This is a genomic window from Stenotrophomonas sp. RIT-551 (assembly GCF_026241915.1).
Lineage (GTDB): Bacteria > Pseudomonadota > Gammaproteobacteria > Xanthomonadales > Xanthomonadaceae > Stenotrophomonas > Stenotrophomonas bentonitica_A.
In genome coordinates this window covers 66,228-86,133 of record NZ_JAPJIU010000008.1, presented here as the reverse complement: position 1 = coordinate 86,133, position 19,906 = coordinate 66,228, and the positions used below count along the sequence as shown (strand labels likewise).

The 19,906-nt window shown below is 68.0% G+C and carries 19 protein-coding genes; 12 read left to right on the top strand and 7 right to left on the bottom strand.

Annotated elements, in window-relative coordinates; translation table 11 throughout:
* Positions 1 to 19: 19 nt before the first annotated feature.
* Together ORK51_RS11500 and ORK51_RS11495 are read left to right on the top strand one after the other, a co-directional pair.
* A complete protein-coding gene (locus tag ORK51_RS11500) occupies positions 20 to 415 on the top strand; it encodes a nuclear transport factor 2 family protein (protein WP_266084991.1) in 396 nt (131 codons plus the stop codon).
* Positions 416 to 518: 103 nt separating this feature from the next.
* Entirely contained in the window at positions 519 to 1,268 is a 750-nt protein-coding gene (locus ORK51_RS11495) for an MliC family protein (protein WP_019182974.1), read from the top strand.
* 46 nt (positions 1,269 to 1,314) lie between these two features.
* On the opposite strand, the gene ORK51_RS11490 is transcribed toward ORK51_RS11495, so the two are convergent.
* From ORK51_RS11490 to ORK51_RS11460, 7 genes are all read right to left on the bottom strand, one after another.
* A complete protein-coding gene (locus tag ORK51_RS11490) occupies positions 1,315 to 1,782 on the bottom strand; it encodes a hypothetical protein (protein ID WP_266084990.1) in 468 nt (155 codons plus the stop codon).
* A complete protein-coding gene (gene yeiP, locus ORK51_RS11485) occupies positions 1,772 to 2,338 on the bottom strand; it encodes an elongation factor P-like protein YeiP (RefSeq protein ID WP_019182972.1) in 567 nt (188 codons plus the stop codon). The genes ORK51_RS11490 and yeiP overlap by 11 nt, the downstream gene beginning before the upstream one ends.
* Positions 2,339 to 2,406: 68 nt before the next feature.
* Entirely contained in the window at positions 2,407 to 3,177 is a 771-nt protein-coding gene (locus tag ORK51_RS11480) for an SDR family NAD(P)-dependent oxidoreductase (RefSeq protein WP_261997513.1), read from the bottom strand.
* Positions 3,178 to 3,229: 52 nt separating this feature from the next.
* The gene (locus tag ORK51_RS11475; protein ID WP_019182970.1) at positions 3,230 to 5,818 is read right to left on the bottom strand and encodes a sensor domain-containing protein; all 2,589 of its coding nucleotides are present in this window, start codon (positions 5,816 to 5,818) and stop codon (positions 3,230 to 3,232) included.
* Positions 5,815 to 6,708: a hydroxymethylglutaryl-CoA lyase gene (locus ORK51_RS11470; protein WP_070427287.1), complete on the bottom strand. Its 894-nt coding sequence runs from the start codon at positions 6,706 to 6,708 to the stop codon at positions 5,815 to 5,817. The genes ORK51_RS11475 and ORK51_RS11470 overlap by 4 nt, the downstream gene beginning before the upstream one ends.
* 167 nt (positions 6,709 to 6,875) lie before the next feature.
* A complete protein-coding gene (locus ORK51_RS11465; RefSeq protein ID WP_266084989.1) occupies positions 6,876 to 7,262 on the bottom strand; it encodes a VOC family protein in 387 nt (128 codons plus the stop codon).
* A 10-nt stretch (positions 7,263 to 7,272) separates the two neighbouring features.
* Entirely contained in the window at positions 7,273 to 8,061 is a 789-nt protein-coding gene (locus tag ORK51_RS11460; RefSeq protein ID WP_266084988.1) for an enoyl-CoA hydratase-related protein, read from the bottom strand.
* 113 nt (positions 8,062 to 8,174) lie between these two features.
* Here ORK51_RS11460 and ORK51_RS11455 point away from each other — a divergent pair, with 113 nt between their 5' ends.
* The 10 genes from ORK51_RS11455 (at position 8,175) to recJ (ending at position 19,791) form a co-directional block, all read left to right on the top strand.
* Positions 8,175 to 8,432, top strand: coding sequence for a FeoA family protein (locus ORK51_RS11455; RefSeq protein WP_019182966.1), 258 nt, complete (start codon positions 8,175 to 8,177; stop codon positions 8,430 to 8,432).
* Complete coding sequence (feoB, locus tag ORK51_RS11450) at positions 8,429 to 10,288, top strand: ferrous iron transporter B (protein WP_070427289.1); 1,860 nt, start codon at positions 8,429 to 8,431, stop codon at positions 10,286 to 10,288. The genes ORK51_RS11455 and feoB overlap by 4 nt, the downstream gene beginning before the upstream one ends.
* Positions 10,288 to 10,542, top strand: a complete 255-nt coding sequence (locus ORK51_RS11445; protein WP_070427290.1) for a DUF6587 family protein — start codon at positions 10,288 to 10,290, stop codon at positions 10,540 to 10,542. Before feoB ends, ORK51_RS11445 begins: the two co-directional genes overlap by 1 nt.
* Positions 10,543 to 10,608: 66 nt before the next feature.
* A complete protein-coding gene (gene dapB / locus ORK51_RS11440) occupies positions 10,609 to 11,349 on the top strand; it encodes a 4-hydroxy-tetrahydrodipicolinate reductase (protein ID WP_026069739.1) in 741 nt (246 codons plus the stop codon).
* A 241-nt stretch (positions 11,350 to 11,590) separates the two neighbouring features.
* The gene (gene carA, locus ORK51_RS11435) at positions 11,591 to 12,721 is read left to right on the top strand and encodes a glutamine-hydrolyzing carbamoyl-phosphate synthase small subunit (RefSeq protein WP_019182959.1); all 1,131 of its coding nucleotides are present in this window, start codon (positions 11,591 to 11,593) and stop codon (positions 12,719 to 12,721) included.
* Complete coding sequence (locus tag ORK51_RS11430) at positions 12,721 to 13,275, top strand: hypothetical protein (RefSeq protein ID WP_019182958.1); 555 nt, start codon at positions 12,721 to 12,723, stop codon at positions 13,273 to 13,275. Before carA ends, ORK51_RS11430 begins: the two co-directional genes overlap by 1 nt.
* A 54-nt stretch (positions 13,276 to 13,329) precedes the next feature.
* Positions 13,330 to 16,572, top strand: coding sequence for a carbamoyl-phosphate synthase large subunit (carB, locus tag ORK51_RS11425; protein ID WP_266084987.1), 3,243 nt, complete (start codon positions 13,330 to 13,332; stop codon positions 16,570 to 16,572).
* Positions 16,573 to 16,580: 8 nt separating this feature from the next.
* Positions 16,581 to 17,045 (top strand): transcription elongation factor GreA, encoded by a 465-nt coding sequence (gene greA, locus ORK51_RS11420; protein ID WP_026069738.1) that lies wholly within the window; start codon positions 16,581 to 16,583, stop codon positions 17,043 to 17,045.
* Positions 17,046 to 17,050: 5 nt separating this feature from the next.
* The gene (locus tag ORK51_RS11415; RefSeq protein ID WP_261997515.1) at positions 17,051 to 17,971 is read left to right on the top strand and encodes a phosphoglycerate mutase; all 921 of its coding nucleotides are present in this window, start codon (positions 17,051 to 17,053) and stop codon (positions 17,969 to 17,971) included.
* 155 nt (positions 17,972 to 18,126) lie between these two features.
* Complete coding sequence (gene recJ / locus ORK51_RS11410) at positions 18,127 to 19,791, top strand: single-stranded-DNA-specific exonuclease RecJ (protein ID WP_266085047.1); 1,665 nt, start codon at positions 18,127 to 18,129, stop codon at positions 19,789 to 19,791.
* Positions 19,792 to 19,906: the final 115 nt, after the last annotated feature.

Here is a 19,906-nt window from a genome sequence, read left to right as displayed (position 1 = left end):
GACGATGTCCGGTGCGCCCATGAGCGCGATACTGCAACCGGCGCACGTGGAGGCGGCCGAGGCGCGACTGTGGGACGCGCTTATCCAGTGGCAGCCGCAGCAGGTGAACGCACTGCTCTCGCCAGCGCTGTTCCTGACCGACCACGATGGCCAGCGGCAGGATGCCTCGGCGTTGCTGGCGGGCTGGAATGCGCGGCGCATCCGCATCGTTGCCATCGAGCGGCAGCAGACCGAGCAGCTCGCCTGCGGCGCCATGGTGCTGGTCACCGGCGAGCTGCGCCTCCATCTCGACGGCGAGCACGGCCGGCAGCTGCATGCGATGCGGCTGCTGCGGGTCTGGGCGCGCTGCACGGGCGCACCCGGCGTGCATCTGCTTTCGCTGTGCGTGCTGCCGGCCGCGCCGCGTGCGCACTGAACCGCGTGTTCAGGCCTGCGGCCGGGGTCAGCCTCGCTTCACCCGCTCTCACGGCGCGGCAGGTACGATCAAGTGTTGTCGACGTTATCGCAAGGAGTTCCTCATGCGCGCATCTCCCTGGCTGTTGAGCCTGGCCATTACCGGCGCACTCGCCGCCTGCCAACCGGCCACCGAGAGCCGTCCTGCCGCCGATGGCAGCGAAGCGCCCCCACCGATGGATGCCTCCACCACCGATGAGCGCAGTTACGCGTTCCGCTGTGGCGAGCTGGAAGTGCATGCCACGTATCGCGGCCAGGATTCGGCCACGGTGGTGGTTGCCGATCGCACGTTTGCCATGTCCTCGCAGCCGGCCGCCTCCGGCGCGAAATACGGAGACGGGCAGGGCAACGAATTCTGGACCAAGGGCACCACTGACGGGATCCTGATCCTCAAGGGCGAGCCCGATCGCACCTGCACCGGTACCGGCGAGCAGGGCGGCGAAGCGCCGCCGGCCAATGCGGCCGCCAAGGCCGATACCGAGGCCGGCGCCGATGCAGCCGCCGGGTTCCGCGCGACCGGCAATGAGCCCGGTTGGCTGGCCCAGGTCGGCGCGGGGGCCACCCCGGCGCTGCACATCGAGATGGATTACGGCGAGCGCAAGCTCGAGATCGCCAGCCCCACCCAGGGCCGTGATGGCTGGTCCGGTACCGCTGCTGACGGCACCCCGGTGAAGCTCACCTTCCAGCGCACCGTGTGCCAGGACAACATGAGTGGCCAGGCCTTCGGTGCCACGGCCATGCTTACCGTCGGCGCGCGCCAGTACCACGGTTGCGGCGATTTCGCCGGTGCGCCGTCGTTGGCTGCCAAGCCCTGATCGAAGGGAACGCACCGGATTGCGCGCCTGCGCGTCCGGTGCAGGGTCACAAGCCGCGTGGGCAGGGGTTGGGTTGCGCCTGGCTGTCCGCATCCAGCGCGAGCTCGTTACGCGTGCCCAGCAGCATCAGCTCGGTGTGCACAAGGCAGTTGTCGGCGTGGCGCTGCAGCAGCTGATTGAACAGCGCAGCCCGGTCGTCGCAGGTTTCGTGGATCGCATACGCCAGTTCGCGGGCGCGGTCCTCGTCGTAGGCTTCTTCGCCAGCGAAGTGCTGACAGGCGCTTTCGCGCGTCAGAAACGCCTGCACGTCGCCCGGCATCGCGCAGTACATGCGGATGTCCTCGGCCACGAAGATCTCTGCAGGCACTTCGCAGCGCGCATCAGCGGTGTTCCCCATCGGCGCTGTGCCCGTCGCCGAAGGCACGGGCGCCAGCGTCTCGCTCTCCACTGCCCGCGGCGAACACGCCGCGAGCAGCAGGAGCAGGACGGTCGGTGCGGCGCGCTTAGTCGGCACGGCCGGCGAATTCACCGGTGGTGGTGTTGACCAGCACGCGCTCGCCGTTGGCGATGTACTCCGGCACCATGATTTCGATGCCGGTGTTGAGCTTGGCCGGCTTCGGGCGCTTGGTGGCCGTGCCACCCTTGAGTTCCGGCGGGGTCTCGACCACTTCCAGCACCACGCTGGTCGGCAGCTGCACGCCCACCGGGGTCTCGTCGATCACCTGCACGTAGATGCCGGTCAGGCCGTCGGTGATGTAGCCGGCGTCATCGCCGAGCACATCGGCATCGACCATGTACGGGGTGTAGTCCTCGTCATCCAGGAAGACGAAGGCATCGCCGTCCATGTAGGAGTAGGTCGCCTGGCGGCGCAGCAGTTCGACTTCCGGCAGGTTGTCGTCGGCGTCGAAGCTGGAATCGAGCTTGTTGCCGCCCGGCACGCTGTACATGATGAAACGGAAGCGGACATTGCCGCCGCGGCCCTGCGGGGAGCTGCGTTCGATGTCGCGGATCTGGTAGACGCCGTTGTTGAATTCGACGACGTTGCCTTTCTTGATGTCGCTGGCTTTCATGGGAATGAAGGTCGGTTCGTGGAGGTGGCGGGTGCCGGAACCGGGCACCCTGCGGGTTGCGTGCTCGCTTACTTCGGCGCCAGACGCACGGCGCCGTCAAGGCGGATTGTCTCGCCGTTGAGATAGGTGTTGCCCAGGATGTAGGCAACCAGCCCGGCAAAGTCTTCCGGCTTGCCCAGGCGCGGCGGGAACGGGATGGAGGCGGCCAGCGATTCCTGCACCGCCGGCGGCATGCCATCGACCATCGGGGTCCAGAAGATGCCCGGGGCGATGGTCATCACGCGGATGCCGAAGCGCGACAGCTCGCGTGCCATCGGCAGGGTCATGCTGACCACGCCGCCCTTGGAGGCGGCATAGGCGGCCTGGCCGATCTGGCCTTCATAGGCGGCCACGCTGGCGGTGTTGATGATCACGCCGCGCTCGCCATCGTCGCCCGGGGTGTTGTGCTGCATGCGGTTGGCGGCCGCCTTGGCGACGTTGAAGCTGCCGACCAGGTTGACCATCACCGTGCCCTGGAAGTTGGCCAGCGGCATCGGCGCCTCCTTGCCCAGCACGCGCCCGGCGCCCAGGATGCCGGCGCAGTTGATCGCGGTGTTCAGCCCGCCCAGGAAGTCGCAGGCGGCATCGATCTGCGTGGCCACGGCGGCTTCGTCGCTGACATTGGTGCTGTAGTAGCGCGCGTTGGCTTCGCCAAGCGCGGCCACGGCGGCTGCACCCTTGTCGTCATTGAGATCGAACAGGGCCACCTTGGCGCCGTTGGCGACCAGGTGCTGGGCCACGGACAGACCAAGGCCGGAGACACCGCCGGTGATGACGGCGCGGACAGAAGACAGCTGCATTGCACGATCCCGCTGGTTCAAGAACCGCTGATTCTAGCGGAAGCGGCCGCCATCACCGTTGTGCACTGCCCACCGCGACCCGGGCGCGCAGCGCCAGGCGCCGCGCGAACTCGTCCGGCGCCAGCCCGGGCGCGAACAGGAAGCCCTGGCCGACCGAGACCCCTAAAGAGGTCAGGAACTGGCGCTGGGCCTCCGATTCGATGCCTTCGGCCACCAGGCCCAGCCCGAGGCTGCGGGCGATCCCACAGACCGCCTCGCACACCGCCACATCCGAGCGGTTGGCCGGCACCCCCTCGACGAACAGCTGGCTCAGCTTGAGGCCATGGATCGGCAGCCGGCGCAGATAGTTCAGCGCGCTGTAGCCCTCGCCGAAGTCGTCGATGGTCAGCAGCACGCCCATCTCGCGCAGCTGCGCGAAGGTGCGCAGCGTGTCCGGGGCATCTTCGATCAGCACCCGTTCGGTGAATTCCAGTTCCAGCGCGCTGCCGGGCAGATGGAACTCGTCCAGCACCGCGCGGACATGCCGGGCCAGGTCCTCGCCCACGAACTGCCGGTAGGACACATTGACCGCCACCCGCACGATGCCCAGCCCGTCATCCTGCCACTGGCGGACCTGCCGGCAGGCTTCGCGCAGCACCCACAGGCCGATCCGGACGATGTCACCGGTGCTCTCGGCATGGCCGATGAAGATGTCCGGGCGCAGCTCGCCGAGCTGGGTATTGCGCCAGCGGATCAGCGCTTCGGCGGCGATCAGCTGGCCGCTGTGCAGGTTGACCTGCGGCTGGTAGACCAGATGGAACTCGTCATCGTCCAGCGCCCGGTGCAGCCGGCTCTCGATCTGCAGGCGGTCATGCTGGCGCTGGGCCAGCTCGGGCGAGAACACCTGCCAGCCGTTGCGGGTGCGCCGCTTGCAGTCGTACATGGCGATGTCCGCGTTCTGGATCAGCTGCTGCGGGCGCAGCCCATCCTGCGGCGCGCGCGCGATGCCGATGCTGGTGGTCACCGGGAATTCGTCGGCACCGAAGCGGAACGGTGTGCTGAAGGCGCGCGTGATCGCAGTGGCCAGCCGCTCGGGTTGATCAGCCTGGTCGCGGGTATCGCAGATCACCAGGAACTCATCGCCGCCGAACCGGGCCAGCAGGCCTTCGGTGCCGATCGCGGTGGCGATGCGGCGGGTGGCATCGATCAGCAGTTCGTCACCGGCGTTGTGGCCCAGCAGGTCGTTGACGGTCTTGAACCGGTCCAGGTCGATGTACAGCACCGCGACCCGGCAGTGGGTCGGGTTGGCCATGCGCATGGCCAGGTCGTTGAGCACCGCATCGCGATTCATGATCCCGGTGAGCGGATCGGTGCGTGCCTGGATCCGCAGCGTCTCCTCGGCCTGCTTGCGCGCGGTGATGTCCTGCACGGTGCCGGCGATGCGCGCGGCATCGACATCCCCGGCCTCGGCCTCGCCGATCATCCGCACCCAGAACGAATGCCCGTCGCTGCGCTGGCCCTGCAGCTCCAGTTCGAACGAGACCTGGCGGTCGACCACCTCCAGCAGCGCCTGCTGCAGCTGCGCGCGGTCGTCCACGCGCAGGCATTCCAGCAGTTCGGCCATGTCGCGCATCGGCAGCTCCTGGCCGAGGATGCGGGTCGCCTCGTCGGTCAGGTACAGCCGCTGCAGGCCGCGGTCCCACTCCCAGCCGCCGATGTGCGCCAGCGACTGCGCGCGGTCGAACAGCGTGTTGTTGCGTTTGAGTTCGGTGATGTCGCTGAACAGGCCGAACACATGGTCCGGCGCATCGCGCCCGTTGCCGTACACCGGCACGTTGGTGGTGGAGATCCAGATCATCCGGCCGCGCGGGCGGTGGTACAGCCCGACGATGGTGCTGCGCACGATGCGCCCACTGTGCAGCGAGACGCTGGCCGGCCATTGCTCGCGGGTGAGCGGGTGGCCGTGCTCGTCCACGCTGATCCAGTCTTCCGGGGCGAGCATCGCCTGCAGGCTGCCGCCATTGCCGGCGGTGCCCAGAATGCGGTGCGCGGCCGGGTTGGCCGAGACCACCCGCAACTGGCGATCGAACAGGATCACGCCCTTGTCGATGGATTCCATCAGCAACCGGTAGCGCGATTCGGCCTGCCAGCGGCTGCTCAGGTCGCGCGCCACCGCCACGATGCAGTGCTCGCCCTGGTGCTCGAAGCCGGCCGAATGCACCTCCACCGGGAAGCGGCTGCCATCGCCGCGCATGTTGGTGACCTCGATGACATAGGTCTCGCCCCGGTGCAGCGCCTCCCAGACCGGATCGAGGTGGTCGCCCGGCAGGTCCGGGTTCAGCAGCTCGATCGGTTGCCCGACGATTTCCTCGCGGGGACGGCCATAGGCGCGCACGCCAGCCTTGTTGAGGTCCAGCACCACGCCGCGTTCGCTGAGGATGCTGACCGGGTCCGGGACCGCATCGAACAGCGCGGCATAGCGACGCAGCGCCAGCTGGCGCTCGTCCATGGCCTCCTGCAGGGCCTGCTGCACTTCTTCCAGCAGGCCGCGCAGATCGCCCGGCGACTGTGCCAGGGCGCGTTGCAGGGCGGCAAGCGCGTGGACGTGGGCGGTGAGATGATCACCTACCGCAGCGTCCTTGCGCGGGCCGCCGCTTTTCATGTCGCCGCCAGCGCCCTGCCGGTCTTGCTGCCGGTCTCGCGCCCGAGCCGTGCGGCCAGCCAGCGCCCGGTGGCGGCCAGCGCCGGCAGATCGATGCCGGTGCGCATGCCGATGCCATGCAGCATGTAGACCACGTCTTCGCTGGCGACGTTGCCGCTGGCGCCCTTGGCATACGGGCAGCCGCCCGCTCCGGAGACCGCCGAATCGACCACGCGCACACCCTCTTCCAGGCAGGCATCGATGTTGGCCAGGGCCTGGCCATAGGTGTCATGGAAGTGCACCGCCAGCGCGGCCATCGGCAGTTCGCCGGCGACCGCCTTGAGCATCGCGCGGGCCTTGCGCGGCGTGCCGACGCCGATGGTGTCGCCGAGCGAGATTTCGTAACAGCCCATCTCATACAGCGCGCGCGCGACGCGCACCACCTCGCTCACCGCGACCTCGCCCTGGTAGGGGCAACCGAGCACGGTGGAGACGTAGCCACGCACCTTGACCCCGTCGGCCTTGGCCCGCTCCAGGATCGGTGCGAAACGGGCCAGCGATTCGTCGATGCCGGCATTGGTGTTGGTGCGGTTGAAGGTTTCCGAGGCGGCCGTGAACACCGCCACTTCCTGCACGCCCACCGCGCGTGCACGGTCATAGCCCTGTTCGTTGGGGACCAGCACCGGGTAATCGATGCCCGGGCGGCGCTCGATGCCGGTGTACACCTCGGCGGCGTCGGCCAGTTGCGGCACCCAGCGCGGGCTGACGAAACTGGTCGCCTCGATGGTGCGCAGCCCGGTCAGCGAGAGCTGGCGGATCAGTTCGATCTTGTCGGCGGTGGCGACCGGCTGGGCTTCGTTCTGCAGCCCGTCGCGCGGGCCGACCTCGACGATGCGGACGAAGTCATCCATGTGCCGGCCCTCCGCGAACGGAGCGACGGACGACCAGCAGGGGGCGGGGTGGGGTAGAGGTCACGGAGATTCCTGTCAGGCGAATGGCGGCCCACGTTCCCCGGCGGGCCACGAAAAGGGGATACGCGGGATGGGCGACAAAGCGGCCATCCCGCCGGCGTACGCGGTCAGCCGGGGTGGTGGCAGACCGCTTCGATGTTGTTGCCGTCCGGATCGAGCACGAACGCCCCGTAATAATCGGGGTGGTAATGCTCGCGGATGCCCGGGGCGCCATTGTCGGTGCCACCGGCCGCCAGTGCCGCACGGTGGAAGGCGTCCACGTCGGCCCGCCGGGTCGCGCTGAAGGCCAGGTGCACGCCGCCATGGGCGCCGGGGGCGTTGCTGATCCAGAAGTCCGGTTTACCGCTACGGCCGAAGCCGGCGTGGTCATGCTCGCCGGTCTGGGCGGCCGAGACCTGCATCACCACGGTGATGCCCAGCGGCGCCAGGGCGTGCTGGAAGAACGCCAGGCTGCGCCCGAAGTCGGCGCAGCGGATGCCTATATGGTCGAGCATGACGCTGTCCTCACTCCTGGGTGACCCAATGCGGGGAACGCTTGTCGAGGAAGGCCCCGAGGCCTTCCTGGCCTTCGGCCGAGACCCGCAGGCGGGCGATCAGTGCTGCGTTGTCGCGGTCGGTGGCGTCCCGGTCGCGGCCCAGCGCCACGCGCCGGACCAGGTCCTTGGCCGACGCCGAGGCCACCGGGCCGGCCTTGTCGAGCAGGCCGAGCTGGCGCTGGACGGCCTCGTCGATCCGTTCCGGCTCGATCAGCTGGTGCACCAGGCCGATGCGCAGGGCGGTTTCGGCGTCGAAATGCTCGCCGGTGGCAAACCAGCGGCGGGCCTGGCGCGGGCCGATCGCGTCAATGACATAGGGCGAGATCACCGCCGGCAGCAGGCCCAGGCGGCTTTCGGTCAGGCCGAAGCGGGCGCTGGTGCTGGCGATGGCGATATCGCAGCAGGCCACCAGGCCGACCCCGCCACCGAAGGCGGCACCCTGCACGCGGGCGATGGTCGGCTTGGGCAGCTCGTCCAGGGTCCGCATCAGGCGGGCCAGGGCGAGCGAATCCTGGCGGTTGTCCTCCTCGCTGGCGGCGGCCATGCCACGCATCCACTGCATGTCCGCACCCGCCGAGAAGGAGGCGCCTTCCCCGGCCAGCACCACCGCGCGGACATGGTCGTCGCGTCCGGCGGCCTCCAGTGCGGCGGTCAGCTGGGCGATCAACGAGGCGTCGAAGGCATTGTGCAGGGTCGGGCGGTTCAGCCACAGGGTCAGCACCGAGGCGCTGCGTTCAATCCGTAATGCGTCACTCATGGGCGGGTTTACTCCATACATGTACAGATCATAGCGGGCCGTTGGTCACGGGCAATGACGCGGCGCGGCGATGGTAGAATTGATAACCATTCCTATCATCGAGAAGGCGCTCCGTGACGTTGTCCGATCTGGCGCTGTACAGCTCCGCCCTGGTGGAGTCCGTGCAGGAACTACACGCAAACGATGCGATCGCCCGCCGCCTGAAGGAGCTTGGCTTCGTCAAAGGGGAAGAGGTCCGTCTGGTAGCCCGTGGTCCGGTCGGCGCCGAGCCGCTGCTGGTGCAGGTCGGGTTCACGCGCTTCGCCCTGCGCCGCAGTGAGGCCGCCCGCATCGTGGTCACCGCGCTGCAGGGTCAGGAGGCCCGCGCATGAGCGCTGCCGCCAACGCCCTGCGCATCGCCCTGGTCGGTAATCCGAACAGCGGCAAGACCGCGCTGTTCAACCAGCTGACCGGCAGCCGCCAGAAAGTAGCCAATTACACCGGCGTAACCGTGGAGCGCAAGGAAGGCCGCCTGCGCGCGCCGTCCGGCCGCGAATTCGCCGTCCTTGATCTGCCGGGCGCCTACAGCTTGCAGCCGGCCAGCCTGGACGAGGCAATCACCCGGGACCTGTGCCGGGGCTTCTACCCGGGCGAGGCCGCCCCGGACGTGCTGCTGTGCGTGATCGATGCCACCAACCTGCGCCTGCACCTGCGCTTCGCGCTGGAACTGCGCGAGCTGGGCAAGCCGATGATCGTGGCGCTGAACATGGTCGATGCGGCCGAGCGCCGTGGCATCAAGATCGACGTCCAGGCGCTGGAGCAGGCGCTGGGCGTGCCGGTGGTCGAGACCGTGGCGGTGCGCCGCAACGGCGCGGCCAGGCTGGTGGAGCGCCTGGATGCGATGGTGCCGCACCTGCAGGCCCCGGTCGCGGTGCCCGCGGCGCAGGCCGACTACCACGCGCAGGTGCGTGACATCCTCGCCGCCTCGGTGAGCATGCCGACGCGGACGGCGAAGATCGACGACGCGCTGGACCGCTGGCTGCTGCACCCGGTGTTCGGGCTGCTGACCCTGGCGGTGGTGATGTTCCTGATCTTCCAGGCGGTGTATGCCTGGGCCACGCCGGTGATGGACCTGATCGAGGCCGGCACGGCCGCGCTGGGGGGCTGGATCGGCGGCGCGCTGCCCGAGGGCCCGCTCAACAGCCTGCTCACCGACGGCATCATCGCCGGCGTCGGCGGGGTGATCGTGTTCCTGCCGCAGATCCTGATCCTGTTCGCCTTCATCCTGGCGCTGGAAGAGTCCGGTTACCTGCCGCGCGCCGCCTTCCTGCTGGACCGCATGATGGCCGCGGCCGGCCTGTCCGGCCGTTCGTTCATCCCGTTGCTGTCCAGCTTCGCCTGCGCGGTGCCGGGCATCATGTCCACCCGCAGCATCCAGGACCCGCGCGACCGGCTGGCCACGATCCTGGTCGCGCCGCTGATGACCTGTTCGGCGCGCCTGCCGGTGTATGCGCTGCTGATCGGCGCCTTCATCCCGCAGAAGCAGATCTGGGGCGTGTTCAACCAGCAGGGCCTGGTGCTGTTCGGGTTGTATGCGGCCGGCATTCTCAGCGCGCTGCTGATGTCCTGGACCATGAAGAAGTGGCGCCGCGACAAGAGCGAGCATCCGTTGATGCTGGAACTGCCGTCCTACCGCATCCCGCACCCGCGCGATCTGGCGGTGGGCCTGTACGAGCGCGGCATGATCTTCCTCAAGCGCGTGGGCGGCATCATCCTGGCGCTGACCATCCTGCTGTGGTTCCTGCTGTCCTTCCCGGGCGCGCCCGAGAACGCGACCATGCCGGCGATCGACTACAGCTTCGCCGGTCAGATCGGCCATGCGATGGCGGTGTTCTTCGCGCCGCTGGGCTTCAACTGGCAGATCTGCATCGCGCTGATTCCAGGCCTGGCCGCGCGTGAAGTCGCGGTCGCCTCGCTGGCCACGGTGTATGCGCTGTCGGCCGCCGATGACGATGCGGCCAGCCAGGCGCTGACTCCGCTGATCAGCGATGGCTGGTCGCTGGCCACCGCGCTGTCGCTGCTGGTCTGGTACATCTACGCGCCGATGTGCATTTCGACGCTGGCCACGATCAAGCGCGAAACCAACTCGTGGAAGCAGATGGGCTTCGCCACGTTCTACCTGTTCGCAGCCGCCTACATCGCCTCGCTGATCACCTACCAGGTGACCGTGGCACTGGGCGGCGGCTGATGGAGACCGGCCTGCTGCTGCAGTACGCCGTGATCGCGCTGGCCGTGCTGGTCAGCGCGTGGGTGGTGATGAAGAAGCAGTTCCCCGGCACCGTGCGCAAGGCGCGCGGGGCGATCGCGCTGGGGCTGGTGAAGCCGCAGCGCGCCGCCTGGCTGCAGGCGCTGGGCCGGAAGATCGCGCCCCCTGCCACGGGTGGCGGTGGCGCGTGTGGCGGCTGCGACAGTTGTGGGCCGACGCCCCCGAAGCAGCACTGAGCCGCCAGGGCAGGGCTGCGCCAAAACCTCTTGTGCAGCCTCACCACCACCCGCTAGCCTGCGTGCATGACTACCACTCCCCTACGTTTGCTCATCCACGGTGCCTCCGGCCGCATGGGCCAGGCGCTGCTCCGTCTTGCCGCCGATAACCCCGCCCTGCAGGTCGTGGCCGCGGTCACCCGCCGCTCGCCGGCCCAGCGCGTGGTGGACGGCGTGCCGCATTTCGCCAGCAGCGAGCTGGCCGGCGCGCCCCAGTTCGATGTCGCCATCGATTTCAGCCTGCCCGAGGGCTTTGATCCGGTGCTGGCGCTGTGCGTGGAGCGCGGTGCCGGCTTCGTGTCCGGCACCACCGGCATCAGCGAGACGCAGCGCCAGGCACTGATCCAGGCGGCGGGCCGGATTCCACTGGTCTGGGCCTCGAACTTCAGCCTGGGCGTGGCGGTGCTGGATGAACTGGTGGAGCGGGCCGCAGCGGCGCTGGCCGGCTGGGACTGCGATATCGTCGAATCCCACCACACCCAGAAGAAGGATGCGCCTTCCGGTACCGCCCTGACCCTGGGCGCCGCGGCGGAGAAGGGCGGGGCGCACCCGCACTACGCCAGCCTGCGTGCCGGGGACATCGTGGGCGAGCACCTGGTGCAGTTCACCGGGCTGGGCGAGCGCATCGAGCTGACCCACCGCGCCACCAACCGCGACATCTTCGCCCGCGGCGCGCTGTTTGCCGCGGCCCAGCTGCCGGGCCGCGCGCCGGGCAGCTATCGGGTCCGAGACCTGCTGGATGGCGCCACCCCGCCGCCCGCCGTCTGAATGGGGCCCGCCCGGCCAGCTTGGGCAGGCGCCTGAACCGGCGCCATGCCCTCTGTCGGGCTGAATAGGGCAATTGCACGCGGATACTGGCGTCGAACCCGGCTTCCCTTTACAATTCCCGCTCGCCGAATCACGACAGCCGGACCGGTCCAGAACCGCAGTCCGCGCTTTTTTGCAGCCGCTTTTTCGTGAAGCGCAGGCGTGACTTCGGCGACCCCTCGGTAGCCAAAGTGAGATTTCCGTGACCCAAGCCGCAATCCTCGTCCTCGAAGACGGCACCGTATTCGAGGGCGAATCCGTAGGCGCGCCCGGCCTGTCCGTTGGTGAGGTGGTGTTCAACACCGCCATGACCGGCTATCAGGAAGTGTTGACCGATCCTTCCTACGCCCGGCAGATGGTCACGCTGACCTACCCGCATATCGGCAATACCGGCATGACCGACCAGGACGATGAAGCGGCCAAGGTGTGGTCGGCCGGCCTGATCGTGCGCGATGTGCCGCGCCGCCCGAGCAACTGGCGCAGCCAGGTGTCGCTGCAGGATTGGCTGATCCAGCGCGGCGTGGTCGCCATCTCCGGGATCGATACCCGCAAGCTGACGCGCATCCTGCGCGAGCGCGGCGCCCAGAACGGTGCGCTGATGGCCGGCGAAGGCCTGAGCGTGGAAACGGCGCTGGAAGCGGCCCGCACGTTCCCCGGCCTGAAGGGCATGGATCTGGCCAAAGTGGTCAGCACCGACAAGCGCTACACCTGGACCGAGGGCCAGCTGGATCTGGACAGCAACGCCTTCGTCAACGCCGCACCGCGCTTCAAGGTGGTGGCCTATGACTTCGGCGCCAAGCTCAACATCCTGCGCATGCTGGCCGAACGCGGCTGCGAGCTGACCGTGGTGCCGGCGCAGACCCCGGCCGCCGAAGTGCTGGCGATGAACCCGGACGGCGTGTTCCTCTCCAACGGCCCGGGCGACCCGGAACCGTGCGATTACGCGATCGCCGCCATCAAGACCTTCCTCGAGAAGAAGGTGCCGACCTTCGGCATCTGCCTGGGTCACCAGCTGCTGGCGCTGGCCTCCGGTGCGAAGACGGTCAAGATGGGCCACGGCCATCACGGCGCCAACCACCCGGTCCAGGACCTGGACGGTGGCCGCGTGATGATCACCTCGCAGAACCATGGCTTCGCGGTGGATGAAGCCTCGCTGCCGGCCACCCTGCGCGTGACCCATCGCTCGCTGTTCGACGGCACCAACCAGGGCATCGCCCGCACCGACGTGCCGGCGTTCTCGTTCCAGGGCCATCCGGAAGCCTCGCCGGGCCCGCATGACGTCGGTCCGCTGTTCGACCGCTTCGTGACCCTGATGGCCGAGGCCAAGGCGTGATGCGCAGCCCCGTGCTGCTGCTGTCGCTGTTGTGCTTCACCGGTGTGGCCCAGGCCGCACCGGCCACGGATGCGGAGGTGCGGGCGGTGGTCCAGTCGCTGGGCCTGGGCACGCTGGGCACGGACATGGCCAAGCTGATGGTCGACAACGTGCCCGCGCTCAATGCGCTGCCCGAGACCGATCGCCAGTGCGCGCATGCGCCGATCAAGAGTCTGCTCGACGCACAGTTCCGTCGTTCGGTGATCTCCGGCCTCGGCAACGACGGCGACGAGGTGATCGCGGAGTGGTCGCGCTTCCTGGGCACCCCCGGGGGCAAGAGCCTCTCCTCGGCCTTCGCCGCTGCGAATCCATCGACGATCGCCGAAAAGTCCAACGTGGATCTGAGTGAAGCCGAGCGCGCCGAAGTGGCTGCGTTCCTGGCCAGCCCGGCCTACACCCGCTTCATCGCCACGCTCGACATCGAATCGGAGCTGCCCGACGACATCGGCGTGCAGCTGGCCAAAGGACTGCAGGACCAGTGCCGGATCGCGCTGAACCCCGACGATATTTCCTGATCGACAGCGTGCGATCACCCCCATCTGCCTCGCTGTCCAGACTTAGAGAAGACAATGCCCAAGCGCACTGACCTTAAAACCATCCTCATCATCGGTGCTGGCCCGATCGTCATCGGCCAGGCCTGTGAGTTCGACTACTCTGGCGCGCAGGCCTGCAAGGCACTGCGCGACGAGGGTTACCGCGTGGTGCTGGTCAACAGCAATCCGGCCACGATCATGACCGACCCGGAGATGGCCGACGCCGTCTACATCGAGCCGATCAACTGGCAGACGGTCGAGAAGATCATCGCCAAGGAAAAGCCCGATGCGCTGCTGCCGACCATGGGTGGCCAGACCGCGCTGAACTGCGCGCTGGACCTGGCCGACAACGGCGTGCTGGAGAAGTACAACGTCGAGCTGATCGGCGCCAAGCGCGACGCCATCCGCATGGCCGAAGACCGCGAGCTGTTCCGCGTGGCGATGGGTGAGATCGGTCTGGAGTGTCCGTCCGCCGCAGTGGCGCACACGCTGGAAGAAGCGATCGAGATCCAGACCCGCGTGGGCTACCCGACCATCATCCGCCCCAGCTTCACCCTGGGCGGCAGCGGTGGCGGCATCGCCTACAACCGCGAAGAGCTGGTCGATATCGTGACCCGCGGCCTGGAGCTGTCGCCGACCACCGAAGTGCTGGTGGAAGAGTCGGTGCTGGGCTGGAAGGAATTCGAGATGGAGGTGGTGCGCGACACCGCCGACAACTGCATCATCGTCTGCTCGATCGAGAACCTGGACCCGATGGGCGTGCACACCGGTGACTCGATCACCGTGGCCCCGGCCCAGACCCTGACCGACAAGGAGTACCAGCGCCTGCGCGATGCCTCCATCGCCGTGCTGCGCAAGATCGGCGTGGACACCGGCGGCTCGAACGTGCAGTTCGGCATCAGCCCGACCACCGGCCGCGTGGTGGTGATCGAAATGAACCCGCGCGTGTCGCGCTCCTCGGCGCTGGCCTCCAAGGCCACCGGCTTCCCGATCGCCAAGGTCGCGGCCAAGCTGGCCGTGGGTTACACCCTGGACGAATTGAAGAACGAGATCACCGGTGGCCTGACCCCGGCCTCGTTCGAGCCGTCGATCGACTACGTCGTCACCAAGATCCCGCGCTTCGCCTTCGAGAAGTTCCCGGCCGCCGACGCACGCCTGACCACCCAGATGAAGTCGGTGGGCGAGGTGATGGCGATGGGCCGCACCTTCCAGGAGTCGCTGCAGAAGGCGCTGCGTGGCCTGGAAACCGGCAAGATCGGGCTGGACCCGACCGGCCTGGACCTGGCCAACGAAGACGACATCACCACCCTCAAGCGCGAGCTGAAGGCCCCGGGCCCGGAGCGCCTGTTCTTCGTGGGTGATGCGTTCCGCGCCGGCTTCAGCGTGGAAGAGGTCTTCGCGCTGTCGCACATCGACCCGTGGTTCCTGGACCAGATCGAAGAGATCATCCAGGCCGAGGCCGAGGTGGCCGCCGACGGCATCGATGCACTGGATGCCGCACGCCTGCGCAAGCTCAAGCGCGCCGGTTTCTCCGACGCCCGCCTGGCCGAATTGACCGGCACCAACGAAGCGGCCGTGCGCGCGCTGCGTCGTGCCCACAAGGTGCGCCCGGTGTACAAGCGCGTGGATTCCTGCGCCGCCGAGTTCGCCACCAGCACCGCCTACCTGTACTCGACCTACGAGGACGAGTGCGAAGCGGCCCCGAGCAACCGCGACAAGATCATGATCCTGGGCGGCGGTCCGAACCGCATCGGCCAGGGCATCGAGTTCGACTACTGCTGCGTGCACGCCGCGCTGGCGCTGCGCGATGATGGCTTTGAAACCATCATGGTCAACTGCAACCCGGAAACCGTCTCCACCGATTACGACACCTCCGACCGTCTGTACTTCGAGCCGCTGACGCTGGAAGACGTGCTGGAGATCGTCGAGCTGGAACAGCCCAAGGGCGTGATCGTGCAGTACGGCGGCCAGACCCCGCTGAAGCTGGCGCGCGCGCTGGAAGCCAACGGCGTGCCGGTGATCGGCACCTCGCCGGACTCCATCGATCTGGCCGAAGACCGCGAGCGTTTCCAGCAGCTGGTCGAGAAGCTCGGCCTGAAGCAGCCGCCGAACCGCATCGCCCGCAACGACCAGGAAGCGCTGCTGCTGGCCCGCGAGATCGGCTACCCGCTGGTGGTGCGCCCGAGCTACGTGCTGGGCGGCCGCGCGATGGAAATCGTCTACGGTGAATCCGACCTGGCCCGCTACGTGCGTGACGCGGTGAAGGTGTCCAACGATTCGCCGGTTCTGCTGGACCGCTTCCTGGACAACGCGGTGGAAGTGGACGTGGACATCATTGCCGACAAGGACGGCAACGTGCTGATCGGCGGCGTGATGGAGCACATCGAAGAAGCCGGCGTGCATTCGGGCGATTCGTCCTGCTCGCTGCCGCCGTACTCGCTGTCGGCGCAGACCCAGGCCGAGCTGCGTCGCCAGGTGGTGGAGCTGGCCAAGGCCCTGAACGTGGTCGGCCTGATGAACACCCAGTTCGCCATCCAGGCCGGCGAGAACGGTGAAGACATCGTCTACCTGCTGGAAGTGAACCCGCGTGCCTCGCGCACCGTGCCGTTCGTTTCCAAGGCCACCGGCATGCCGCTGGCCAAGATCGCCGCGCGCTGCATGGCCGGCAAGACGCTGGCCGAGCAGGGCGCCACCAAGGAGATCGTGCCGGGCTACTACTCGGTCAAGGAAGCGATCTTCCCGTTCGCCAAGTTCCAGGGCGTCGACCCGATCCTCGGGCCGGAGATGCGCTCCACCGGTGAGGTGATGGGCGTGGGCCGCAGCTTCAGCGCCGCCTTCGCGCGTGCGCAGGAAGCCGGTGGCATCAAGGCCCCGCCGCTGGGCAAGGCCTTCGTCTCGGTCCGTGATCCGGACAAGAAGCGCGTCCTGCCGGTGGCCCAGGCCTTGCTCGAGCGTGGCTACACCCTGGTCGCCACCCGTGGCACCGCCGCGTGGCTGCAGCAGCACGGCATGGACTGCGAGATCGTCAACAAGGTCGTCGAAGGCCGTCCGCACATCGTCGATTCGATCAAGAACGGCGAGATCGTCTACATCGTCAACACGACCGAAGGTCGCGCGGCGATCAACGACTCGTTCTCGATCCGTCGCGAGGCGCTGCAGCATCGCGTCACCTATTCGACCACCATTGCCGGCGCCAAGGCGCTGGTGCAATCACTGGAATTCCGCGGGACCGGCCCGGTCTGGTCGCTGCAGGAACTGCACAAGGAGTTGAACGCATGAGAGCACCGATCACCCTGAAGGGCGCGCAGCGTCTGCGCGAAGAGCTTGACCACCTGAAGTCGGTTAAGCGCCCGAAGGTCATCGCGGCGATCGCCGAGGCCCGTGAGCACGGCGATCTCAAGGAGAACGCCGAGTACCACGCCGCGCGCGAAGAGCAGGGCTTCATCGAAGGCCGCATCAAGCAGCTGGAAGGCGAGCTTTCGCATGCCGAGATCATCGACATCACCAAGCTCAACGCCGGCAGCAAGGTGGTGTTCGGCGCCACGGTCGAGTTGTCGGACGTGGAGAGTGATGAAGAAAAGCGCTACCAGATCGTTGGCGACCTGGAAGCGGACATCAAGCTGGGCCTGATCGCGATCTCCTCGCCGCTGGCGCGTGCCCTGATCGGCAAGCTGGAAGGCGATGCGGTCACCATCGACGCGCCGGCCGGCCAGCGCGAGTACGAAATCGTCAGCGTCCAGTACCTGGACTGACCGCGATGGCCACGGCGACGTTGTTGCTGCCGGCGCGCAGCCGGTTTCCGGCGGCGCCGCTGCCCGATGACGTCGCCAAGGCGCTGGGGCGTGCCGAACGCCGCAGTGCCGATGCGGGCGAGCGCGCCCAGCTGCGTCGGCATTTCCAGACGCAGCCGGACGCGTGGTCGGCCGCAGCCCTGACCCGCCAGTTGGACGTCGGCGATGCCGATGGCGCGGTCTGGCTGCGGGCCGATCCGGCCAACGTGGTGCCGGACATGCACGGCGCCCGCCTGATGGGGCACGGGGATACCCTGCGCCCCGAACTGGCCGATGTAATGCATCTGCTGCCGGCGTTGCAGCCGTTGTTTGCCGGGTTCGGTTTCGTGCTGGATGCCCCGGTGCCGTCGCGCTGGTACCTGCGTCTTCCGCCGGGCACGACCCTGCCAGCCTTTGCCGAGCCGGATGAAGTGCTCGGCGATGATCTGTTCGCCCATCTGCCCGAAGGCGATGCCGGCCGCCGCTGGCGCGCCCTGCTGACCGAAGCGCAGGTGGTGCTGCACCAGCATGCGTGGAACCAGCAGCGCGTGAGCGAGGGCAAGCGCGCGATCAATTCGCTGTGGTTCTGGGGCGGCGGTGAGCTGCCCGAACGTGTGACCACCGCGCATGCCCAGGTCCGCAGCCGCGATGCGCTGCTGCAGGCACTGGCCAAGGCCGCGGGCCTGCAGGCCGACGGCGAGCAGACCGTGGATGCGCTGGTGGATCTGCGCCAGCTGCGTTCGCTGGAACAGCTGGGCAACGATGCGATCCGCCCGTTGCTGGCGGCGATCGCGCGCGGGGAGTTGAAGCGGCTGGTGCTGGATTTCGAGGACGGCACCCGCGTGGAGATCGACAAGGCCCAGCGCTGGCGGTTCTGGAAGAAGCCGGTGCAACTGCACGCGCTCTGAGTGCGTCGAACGGCAGCCGGCCAGCGGTCGGCTCTACCGGTACCAGGGCGGTATCATGGGCGCGCACGTCATTGATCGAGCCTGTTTTGACCCAGTCTGAAGCACCCCGTATCCAGCGCCGTCCTGCCGCCGCCGTCAGCGAGTGGCCCTCGTCCATGTTGCCGTTGCTGCAGCGCCTGTATGCCGCCCGCGGCGTCACGGATGCCGCACAGGCCCAGCCGAAACTGGCCCAGCTGCATGCGCCGGACCTGCTCGGCAGCATGCAGGCTGCGGTAACGCTGCTGGCCGATGCGATCGCCAACAAAGAACGCATCCTGATCGTCGGTGATTTCGACTGCGACGGCGCCACGGCCTGTGCAGTTGGCGTGCGCGGCCTGCGCATGCTCGGCGCGCGCGATGTGGTGCACGCCGTGCCCAACCGCATGCTGCACGGCTATGGGCTGTCGCCGTCACTGGTGGCCGAACTGGCCCCGCTCAATCCCGGGCTGCTGGTCACGGTCGACCATGGCATCGCCTGCCACGCCGGCGTCAACGCGGCCAAGGCGCTGGGCTGGAAAGTACTGGTGACCGATCACCATCTGCCCGGCGAGCACCTGCCGCCGGCCGATGCGATCGTGGACCCCAACATCAGCGGCGATGCCTTCCCGAGCAAGGCACTGGCCGGCGTCGGGGTGATTTTCTATGTATTGATGGCGCTGCGCCGCCACCTGCGCGGGCAGGGCGCCTACGCCACGGCCCCGGAGCCGGACCTGCTGACCCTGCTCGACCTGGTCGCGGTCGGTACCGTCGCCGATCTGGTGGCGCTGGATGACAACAACCGCGCCCTGGTCTCGGCGGGCCTGCGCCGTCTGCGCAGCGGCAAGGGCTGCGTCGGGCTGCAGGCGCTGATCGAAGCCAGCGGGCGCGATGCCTCGCGCTTGACCGGCAGCGACATCGGTTTTGCGCTGGGCCCACGTTTGAATGCGGCCGGCCGGCTGGAAGACATGGCGCTGGGCATCGAACTGCTGCTCACCGAAGACCGCGCCCATGCGCGTGAGATCGCCACGACGCTGGAATCGATCAATACGGAGCGCCGTGCGGTTCAGCAGCTGATGACCGACGACGCCGAACTGGCCGTGTCCCGTGCGGTGTTGAGTGCCGAAGGCGTGCGCCCGGTTGCGGCCTGCCTGTTCGACGCCGAGTGGCATCCGGGGGTGGTGGGGCTGGTGGCGTCGAAGATGAAAGATCGCCTGCATCGGCCGGTGATTGCGTTTGCGCCTTCAGAGCCAGGTGGCGATTCGCTGCGTGGCTCGGCGCGCTCGATCCCCGGCTTCCATATCCGTGACGCGCTGGCACTGGTCAACGCGGCGCACCCGGGCCTGATCGACAAGTTCGGTGGGCATGCGATGGCCGCCGGCCTGAGCCTGCCGCACGCGCAGCTGGCCGCCTTCGAGCAGGCCTTCGTGGAGGTGGTGGAACGTACGCTGGACCCGCTCTCGCTGCAGCAGCTGCTGATCACCGACGGCGAGCTGCTGCCGCAGGAGCTGGATTTCGCCCATGCCGAGGCGCTGCGCCTGGCCGGGCCGTGGGGGCAGGGTTTCCCGGAGCCGTTGTTCGATGGTCACTTCCAGGTAGCCCGCTGGCAGGTGCTCAAAGAGAAACACCTCAAGCTGAGCCTGCGCGTGCCCGGCCGTGCCGAGCCGATCAGCGCCATCCACTTCAGCGGCTGGACCGGCAATGCGCCGGCCAACCAGGTGCATATCGCCTACCGGCTGGTCAGCGATGATTACCGGGGCGGTGGGGCGATCCAGTTGATTGTGGAGCACTGCGCGGATGCGTGAGGCGCATGCCTGTTCTCTGACTTCAGGGGGGAGCGCCGAACGTCCGTGCCGATTGCGTCAACTTCTGGCGCAGCGGGGCAGTACTTGCTGTGCTGGACCAATTAGGATCTGAACC